Origin of the sequence: Bradyrhizobium sp. (genome assembly GCF_049519115.1) — a bacterium.
Lineage (GTDB): Bacteria > Pseudomonadota > Alphaproteobacteria > Rhizobiales > Xanthobacteraceae > Bradyrhizobium.
Genome location: NZ_JBEKRB010000131.1, coordinates 1 through 5640, shown reverse-complemented (window position 1 = coordinate 5640; position 5640 = coordinate 1). Strand labels below are relative to the sequence as shown.

Here is a 5640-nt window from a genome sequence, read left to right as displayed (position 1 = left end):
TTTCGAAGCGACAATCGCCAGCGCAGTCGCATGGGCGTTCGTCGCCCACATCCGAACCCTCACGCGGCGCCTCGCAAGAGCTTGAAATCAAATGAAATCATTATGAGTCGGACACTAAGGTCAGGCAAGCAATAGATCAAAGCCAAATCTTCAAAATCGCGTTGGGTAGCACCTTACTTCCACAATCAAACTGCCAAATGTAAAATGACTTATCAAAGTCGGAATAGGATATGCCAACTGGTCTAAATGGTAGCTGTGGCCCGAACACCTGCCAGTGCACGCCGTGATCCGAAGAGATCATAATATGTTGGAAACTGAGGCTGACGATCCGGCCGTCGGGCAGTTCAATTGGATGCACGTTCATAAGGGCGCCGCTTGCAACGGTTTGTTTCCATGTCCAATTCGAGGCATCGTTAGTTCCCCGCACCATCGAGCCATCTCCACTTGGCCAGTAAATAGATCCGTCGCTTGCAACAAGTGGCTCCGAGCCGCCGCCTTGGGCTGAAACGGAACTCCAAGTCGCCCCCGAATCGTTGCTTTGATAAATGCCACCCGTTCCGCCGCCCCAGCTTGGAAAGCAGCCGACGAAAAATATTCTGGAGTTAACCACCAACGGATAACTGGAAAAGGCAGTGACTGCTGGGAGATTAACTCCTACGTTTATCCAAGTATTGCCGCCATCTTGTGAACGATAAACCGTTTGCTTTTGTTCGTGTCCTCCCGCGAGGAGGGTTCGACGATTGCGATCCGTAAAATCAACGCTGACCGAGTCGTTGTGACGAGCAGAGCCCAGCGCTCGGAAAACACTGCCGTTATCGTCAGTTCGGTAGACGCCGTTGCTGTTATATATTCCCGACTCCCAAAACACTTCGGGACGCGCGGGATCGTAAATGATTGATCCAGTGCGATTGATGATGGTGGCGCTCCCAGAGCCGAGTTGATGCCAACTCATTCCACCATCCCTGCTTCCCCAAAGGCCTCGTCGTGCAACGCCAGCGATCATGAGATCTTCATTTGGTTTCGCCGACACAAAGGTCATATTCCCGCACTCAGAGGTCATCCCAGCAAGATTCGAAGTGACGTTCACCCAGTTTCCTGGAGAGGGGGAAAGTCGAGGAGCAATGGCGATTGTGCTAGAGCTTGTACTGGGCGTTGTCACTGGCGGGGAAGAATCGCTGGGGCCTGCCGCTGCTTGCCGGCTATAGTCTGTTTGGAGGAGTAACAGTGAGATAAGCCAAAAAGCGGCCCTGCAATTTGTTACAAATTGGATTTCATGTTTCATTGTCGCGACCCGCTTCGTAGTAAACATTCGCCAATACCAAACCCACACTGGTTCCTACCCAAGTTGTCAAGGGTCTGCACATGGCAGATTGTGTTCTCTAATTCCGGGTCTGGTCAAGCTCTCCTAATCGCGACTGTTAGCCGGACGAGAGTGTAAGGCGCGGGGTGGCGTCAACTGGCGAACTTGCTGGAGTTGTTAATTGCTGCCCGCGAGAACCAGCGTCTTGCTTGCTCGAAACGCAGAATTGCTTTGCCCACCACGATGCCCAAAGCACCACCCGCCATTTTCTCTATCGCATCGTGAATCCAGCACGCTGAAGCCGATCATTTGAATCTTTCATCGCGGAGATATCGCGGCGCCAGATGATTGAATATTGTGCTTCGGCATGCCACAAAAGCTAATCACTGTCCGGCGTGCGCTCGATCAATGGCGCAGTCTATCACGCTCCGCCCTGGCAACCGCTGAGCTTGATCTAGGTGACTTCGCTCGGGAGAATTTCAGGCCCGAGTCGGCGCCCGGAGATATCATCCCAAATAGAAAAAGCGGCTTGGCCGGCCATCGGGAAAGCGCACCTCGAAGCTGCCGGGGCACAGCCTCGTGGCGGATTAGTCGGACGTTCGTCATCCCCCATGATTCAGCGGATCACGCGCTGAGGGAAGTCTTCCCAGAATTGGCACAACAGGCCTACTGAACGGAAAAGCCCGGCTAAGGGGCCGGGCTGATCAGCAATAACATTTCAAAATGCAATGCGCGAGAACCAGCCGGAAGGCCCTGAAAAGTCAGTCCACTTTGCCCACTGATCGTACCGTAGAACTAGGAGGGGATCTATTTGAAATCCGTTACGGATGTGATGTTACGGATGTGACGGGTGTGACGTGTCTGCGCCGATTGGGCGGGGAGGGGAAGCCGCTAGGGATTGCGGATGTGCACCCAACGAGGGCTACCGAGCGCCATCTTCTCACCCCTCGCGCGGGGGTTGAGTCATTGCAATGAGCAGCCGATACGGGCTTCCGGCGCTGGCCGGTTCCTTTCTGGCCGTTGCGTTTGTCGCAGTCGTTACGACCGTTAAGCATCTCCTCATAACCAGACCGTGGCGCTGAGCCCTCGCTTTCGGCGAACTTAAAGAAACGACCGGAACGGGTTTTTGTAAGTGATTTCTTGAGTGATATTGACTTCATTCGATCTCTTGATCTTCAAGTGATACTTCGCTCGTGCACTAATTGTTTGTGGTGCCGCGTTCGTTTGCAGTGGACTAGTCGTTTTTCTGCCGGGTGGACGAAAGAAAAAGGTAATGCGAATCTCCGAAGAAGACATCGAGAAAATTCGTAACCGCGTAAGCCAGAGTCGGCTTCAGCATCGCGTTGTTCGGGAACATGAAGTCTGAGGCACGGCAACACAAATTGCCGCACCCGCAAATCCCACCGTTACTTTGATCCCGGCACGCGAAGCTGCACGCCGAGCGGGCGTCTCATAGACAGGGTCGCCGGATCGCGATAAGCAAGATGACGCTCACGCTATACGAATGCGCTGTTTTGGTTCCGCTGGTTCGAGTTCGTCCATTGGGCGATTTCCATGCAGCCGGATAACCCGGTCCGCAAACGTCTCGCGCGGGACATCGGAAAATGAAAATCCCGTTGCATTGGGCCGCTCTTCTCCTCAGCGTTCTGATACTTTCGCCCGTAGCAGCTGAAGCAGCCCTCCGTCTTTACGTGAGCTTCTTTAGCAGGCCCACTCGGCTCTTCCGCTCCGAGGCGCAAACCGGATGGTGTAATGCGCCTAATATCGCGACGACGCGGATCAATGCGGCCGGGGAGGAGTGGCGCATCAGAACCGACAAAAACGGCCAACGGCTCATTGCGCAAGAGCCTCGCGCCGATAGCTGGATTTTAATCCTCGGCGATTCGTTATCTTTTGGTGAAGGCATAAACATCGAGGATCGCTTCGACGCTAAAATGCTTTCCTCTCTCCCTGGTGCGCGCGTCATAAATACCGGCACGATGGGCTATGGAACCGACCAGGCGTACGTGTCTTTCAGGAATTGGAAACATGTTTTGAAGGCAGGGGACGCCCTTTTGATCGTACCGAATAAGAGCGATTACCTCGATGTATTGAGACAGCGTTTCTTCGGCCGAGCAAAGCCCTATGTCGAGAGAGCGGCTCATATATCATTCGCCCGGCGCGCATCGGCCTCTGGGAACGCTTGAGCGACTGGTCCCTCGTGGCGAGAGTCGCCACAAGATTCATCGATCCCACAATTCCGGAGAACGTGGACCCTAGCCAATCGATCAGAATTATCGGTTTCATTCTAGGCCGAATTCGCGACGAAGTTCCGCACGGCTTGAAGGTGGTCCTGGCCCATCAAGGCACGCAAGATTTCCTCGGACCGAAGCTCGGGCTTTCCTCGACGATCTTCTGCAAATTTGCGGACGTCTGCATCGATCTCGATGACGGACTCACTGCTTCGCCTGATCATCTCCTTCCCGATGGTCACTGGAGCGCGTCGGGCCACTTGGCGGTGGCACAGAATCTGTTGAAAGCGCTTCAAGATTGACGCTCGGGCTTCATCGCGACCATCACTCTGCTGATCTCGTTGGCTCCCTTCTAGGGCGTTGGTGTGGATCGAGTGGACGCTTAGCTGATGGATCGCGATCGCATCCTGCTTGGTCGGATTATATTCCGCGAAATAGTCATTTCATGGCGTCGACGAAGCCGCGGGCTACTTTGGGTGCCGGAGATCGACCGGCCAGCGCTTCATTGTCCCGCAATGTTTTGCCGTGTAATACTGAGCACAAATTGGCAGCTTTCAGGACTTTCTATTTTTAGCGGATTGTAACCGCTAGATTTGCACCCCGAGAAGATCAATGCAGCGATTACCAGGATGAGGAATTGGCGCATGCTGCACTGTAGATGCCATCAGCGCGGAGCAGGTGCGTGATTCCGCCGCAGCAAAGCAGTTAAGCGAACAGGTCCGCGGCCGCCTGCTTGGACTGGGAACGTGCCGAACGAGAGTCAGACCGGATCCTTCATCCGATCGAACAGTTCCCACGCTCTTCCAATGCTGTTAGCGGTGAAGATGACGCGTCCGGTCGATCAGCGCCTCTAGCCTGGGCAGTATGTCAGCAACGCCTGCATCAATACCCGCCGCGTTTGGATGCAAGCCGTCAGATAATTTTAACTGAGGTTGATCGACAAACGCGCTGTCAAATACCGCATAGAATAGCACATTATGCTCCCTAGCGAGGCCGGAGAACATCGCGGCAAACGCGCTTCTCTTGGTCGTCAAGATTGGGTTGGGTCCGCACCCCACAGAGTAAGACCACAATTTTTCGTGCCTCTAATCTACGCAGAATCGCGGCGAGGCGCGAGTTACGCACGGCTTGAATCCCTGACGCATGTCATTTGCACCGAGCTCGAGGATCACCGCACCGGCACCAGCAGGAACCGACCGATCCAACCTTGCGAGGCCCATCGAGGCGGTGTCACCACTTACACCGGCATTTACCACCACGACGGTTTGACCAGCTTTCCTCAACGCTTGCCCGGGATGGAACCCGCAAGACCATTGCCATTGCCAACTCCGACCGGGATACCGGCACGCTGGCCGATAGTGCCGATACCCCAATGCTATTTCGGATAATCCGAAAGCCGCTAGGTCTTCCGCGCCTCGTTGTCAGCCGGAACAAACTTGCCCATTGTTGCATTTCAGAACTGCGACAGATGGGCCAGTCTCGCACTTGCGAACCGCACTTCGCGCACAATGTGACACGCAAGCTCATTACGGCGTGAGTCGGGGGGGTCGCTCGCGAGGGACGAGATCATGCTGACTTTGATCGCCATTGTTGTGGCGCCTAACCTCGGGAGTGTTCGCGCCCAAGATCACCTACATTCAAAAACAGGATGAACGGCTTGGCGAGCGTTTTGAGCGAGGTTGAACGCGGCCTCGCGCGGCGGCGATAGCCGACCTCAAACGTACTTCTGCCTTCTTGCGCTCCGCCTGCTCGATCTTTCGCCGTAGTAATGCGATCTCTGACCACATGCGTCGCAAAGTCTCTTCAGAAGCAGATTTTTCTGCACGCATAAATCGACTCCCACAAATACGCCGCCCGGCTGGAAATACACCGCTCGGATGACATTTAAGCAAAGAGCGTGCCCGAGCGTAAGTGAACTAGTTCACACTTATGGTATGGGGCATCAATCAGCGTATGAATCTCCGTTCGGAGGATAGGTCCCAACAGCCTGAAGTGGACCCCGGAAATAAGACCAAAAGTTAAGGTGTGAAGCGTCCTGCTCTGTCACAACCGATGGAGCACGTATATGACCAAGTCACGCAAGAAGTTTGATGCCGTATTCAAGGCCAG

Annotated in this window: 3 protein-coding genes; 2 read left to right on the top strand and 1 reads right to left on the bottom strand. The window is 54.5% G+C overall.

What is annotated here, in order from left to right:
* Positions 1-136: 136 nt before the first annotated feature.
* The gene (locus ABSE61_RS35660; RefSeq protein ID WP_423875855.1) at positions 137-1087 is read right to left on the bottom strand and encodes a WD40/YVTN/BNR-like repeat-containing protein; all 951 of its coding nucleotides are present in this window, start codon (positions 1085-1087) and stop codon (positions 137-139) included.
* A 1817-nt stretch (positions 1088-2904) separates the two neighbouring features.
* On the opposite strand from ABSE61_RS35660, the gene ABSE61_RS35655 reads away from it, so the two are divergent.
* Complete coding sequence (locus tag ABSE61_RS35655; RefSeq protein WP_423875854.1) at positions 2905-3486, top strand: SGNH/GDSL hydrolase family protein; 582 nt, start codon at positions 2905-2907, stop codon at positions 3484-3486.
* A gap of 62 nt (positions 3487-3548) precedes the next feature.
* Positions 3549-3833, top strand: a complete 285-nt coding sequence (locus ABSE61_RS35650; RefSeq protein WP_423875853.1) for an SGNH/GDSL hydrolase family protein — start codon at positions 3549-3551, stop codon at positions 3831-3833.
* The last annotated feature ends 1807 nt before the right edge of the window (positions 3834-5640 follow it).